This window comes from Armatimonadota bacterium, from assembly GCA_016869025.1.
Lineage (GTDB): Bacteria > Sysuimicrobiota > Sysuimicrobiia > Sysuimicrobiales > Humicultoraceae > VGFA01.
The window spans coordinates 1-3,191 of the sequence record VGFA01000044.1 but is presented as its reverse complement, the minus strand read 5'-3'; the positions used below and the strand labels follow the sequence as shown (position 1 = coordinate 3,191).

The window sequence follows — 3,191 nt, the reverse complement described above, 5'->3', positions numbered from 1 at the left end:
TCATCACTGGCAGAGGTGCTTCCTACATTCCGCACTCCGCCGCAGGCGTCTGTCCGAGTTTCCCGGCCTCTTGAAGCCGGTCAACGATAGAGCGTCTTGGGTACGGCGCACAAGTCCAGCAACAGCGCCTGCGTGGGCGTCAGCCTGACCGGGAAGCTGACGACTCGGTCCCCTTCCTGATACTCGTGCCAGGCCACGTCCGCGAAGTTCTCCAGGATGCGTGGTGTGGTCGGCGTGCGTGTGGCGCGACCCTCGGGCAGAATCGGGATGCTCGCGATCCGGCGGGTCTTCATCGCCGCCCGCACCTGACGCTCGATCAACGCCGAGACCATGATCGCCATGAAGTAGACGTGCAGCAGCCCGATCACCCGCACCGGCTTCTTCAGGAAGATCGGCGTCACGCCGTACTCCGACTTCGTCAAGGCAAAGCGCTTCTCCAAGTAGGGCTGGTACTTGTAGATCTCCAGGATCTCGCGCTTGGGCCGGTGGCGGATGTTGGTCACCAACGGGAAGACCCCGTCGGTCCGCGACTCGGCATGGATGGCGGGCTTGTTGCGCTCGATGACAAGTTGGATCCGTGAGCGCCGGACGACCCGCAGCGGATCCCCTGCCCGGGGTCGGCCCGGGCGCAGGTGGCGATGCTCGACCTCGGTGAAGGTGACGACCCGCGCCTGGAGCCAGTCGGCCACCTTGCGCCGGCGCAACTCTTGGGCCACTCGTTGCTCGACCGCCTTGCGACTACGCAACTGCCGGCTCCCGACCTTCTGCGCCAACTCCTTCAGCTCCACCTCGGCGCGCCGGATGCGTTCCTCCCGCGCCCGCCGATCCAGGTGCGCCTTCTGGGAGCTACGCACCCAGATGATCCGGTAGCCCTCGGCCGTCTCCTGAGGCCCGAGCTGCGTGCTGGCGTAGATGTCGGGCGGATCATCACCCCGCCGGCCGCTGGTCGTCCGCAGGATCATGCGCCACCGCGGCCGGCTGCGACCCTCCCGCAACTGGCGCCGGAAGTGGCGATCCTCCTGCCTCGTGCGCGGCATCACCGTGACGAACTCCCCGCCGTAGGCCGCCACGTGCTCCAGGTTCTCGCGCGTGCACAGCTTGCTGTCGGCCACGTAGACGAACTCCTCGGTCCCCAGCAGTCCGCGCAACAGATCCAGGTTGCGTACGTGGACCGAGTCATCCGTGCGGTTGCCGCTGAACACCTGATGCAGAAGCGGCACCGCCCCATCGCTCGTCACGTTCAGGCCAAACATCAGCTGCTTCAGGTCGGGCCGATGGTCCTTGTTGACTCCGTGGGTGATCCGCGGCTCGGAGCGCGAACTCTCGTACTGACCGAAGAACGTCACCGTGGTCGTGTCGAAGTGGACCCGGGGCACCTGGAGCTCGAAGTCCTTGATCACTCGCAACGCCAGGCGGAAGAAGACGCTGCGCCCGCGCTCACCGGCCAACGCCTCGAGGCTGCGCACGAGACGGTCGTCGTTGAGCCGCTTCACCTGGGCGTCCGTCAATCCCAGGCTCTCGGGCTCGATCCGCGCCGCCCACTCCCCGATCCGGTACATCGGACCCCGGGAGACCAGGACGTTGTGCACCAACACGCCCAGGACCTCCGCATGGTCCAGGCCCTGCCGCAGGCCTGATCCCAGGCAGCCTCGCAAGATCCGCCGCCAGTTCATGCGCTCCAGGTAGTAGCGAATGATCGGGTGCGGGCCGAGGTAGTGCCGCCGCAGCTCGGCCCCGGGCTGGGTGCGTCGCATCGTTCCCTCCCCGGACGTACAAGATCTTTCTTGTATCCTTGCATCGTGTGCGATAATACAAGACATATGAAATCACGCAAGCCCATTCTGGTTCTCCTGTCGCGGATCCGGCGGCTGGAGCAGCGCCGGGCCGAGCTCCTGGAGATCCTCCTGGTGCCGGAGCCGTTCCTGAAGGCTTCGCTGTCGCTGGTCCACCGCACATGCGGCAAGCCCAACTGCCACTGCGCTCGCAAGCCGGGACACCCCGCCTGGGTGTTGGCCACTGGCTCCGGGGCCCAGCGGCGCTGCCAGGTGGTTCGTCAAGCGGATCGCGAGACCGTACACGAGCGGGTTGAGAACTACCGCGACTTCCGCACCGCCATGCGTGAGCTCGAAGCCATTGCCGAGGAGGAAAAGGGTCTGTTGAAGGGCTTGATGGAGGAGAGACACGAACCGTACGAGTGACGCAACCAGCTCATCAATCAGGCGTTACGCGGTTACAAAACTCCCGCAAGAACGCCCGGCGACATGCGGAATGTAGGGTGCTTCACTGCCTCAGAATCCCTCGACCAACCACGCGTTGGCCTCATAGGTCTCGCGGTCGAAGGCCAGGTATCGCCCGTCCGGAGAAGCGCAGACTGAGGAGAAATAGTCGAGCGTCCCCACTTCTCGTGTCGCGCCGGACAGGTCGGCGTGCACGATCCTGCTTCCTTGGCCGTCCCCGAGGCCGAGCCAGAGGCCGCCATCCGCCGCCCACCCCAGGAGCTCGAGAGCGTGCCGCCCGGCGGGCAAGGGTGAGATCTCGCTGCCCGTGCGCAGGTCGATGATCCGCGTGCGACCCCCGACCTCCAGCGCCACCCTCATCCCGTCGGGGGATAGATGCCAGAAGCTCCGCCAGTCCTTCGGGGGAACCTCCACGCGGGCCATTTCCCTGGCTTTCCACTCACTGGTGTCGAGTTGGTAGAACACGTACCGGCCATCCGCGCACACCGAGAACACACACATCGCCCCTACGCGGCACCCGCACTGCACTGGAAACCAAGTGGAGTCGGACCCGGGAACGGCGACTGGCGACCCTCCCGTCTCCGCGAGGCGAGCCAGGCCCGCAGGCCGCTCGATGCCGGGCAACGGATCAGGATGGTAGAGGATCCAGCCTCCGTCAGCCGTGAAGACGGCGTGCTGCGTCGTGCGCGGCGGCTCGAGCAGCGTCGATGCGTAGCGCTGATCGATCCCCTGCCTGTAGACATTGGCCGATTGCGTGCGCACCGACACGAACAGGACATCCCGGCCGTCGGGCGTCCAGCCGATCGGGGAGTCGTTGCGCTCATCAAGCGTCAATCGGCGAGGCGGTCCAAGCCGACGTCCTTCATCCTCCAGCGCGCAGAGGTAGACGTCGAGCTGAGCGCGTCCCTTGACCAGAGCCAGGCGCTTGCCATCCGCGCTGCAGGTCAGGTCCCA

3 protein-coding genes are annotated in these 3,191 nt (G+C 66.0%); 1 reads left to right on the top strand and 2 read right to left on the bottom strand.

Annotated features, from left to right (window positions below):
- Positions 1-80: 80 nt before the first annotated feature.
- Positions 81-1,820 (bottom strand): IS1634 family transposase, encoded by a 1,740-nt coding sequence (locus FJX73_12695; GenBank protein MBM3471628.1) that lies wholly within the window; start codon positions 1,818-1,820, stop codon positions 81-83.
- Here FJX73_12695 and FJX73_12690 point away from each other — a divergent pair, their 5' ends adjacent.
- The gene (locus FJX73_12690) at positions 1,821-2,198 is read left to right on the top strand and encodes a hypothetical protein (protein ID MBM3471627.1); all 378 of its coding nucleotides are present in this window, start codon (positions 1,821-1,823) and stop codon (positions 2,196-2,198) included.
- Between the two features lie 90 nt (positions 2,199-2,288).
- On the opposite strand, the gene FJX73_12685 is transcribed toward FJX73_12690, so the two are convergent.
- The coding region (locus tag FJX73_12685) for a hypothetical protein (GenBank protein ID MBM3471626.1) at positions 2,289-3,191 on the bottom strand (903 nt) is incomplete at its 5' end.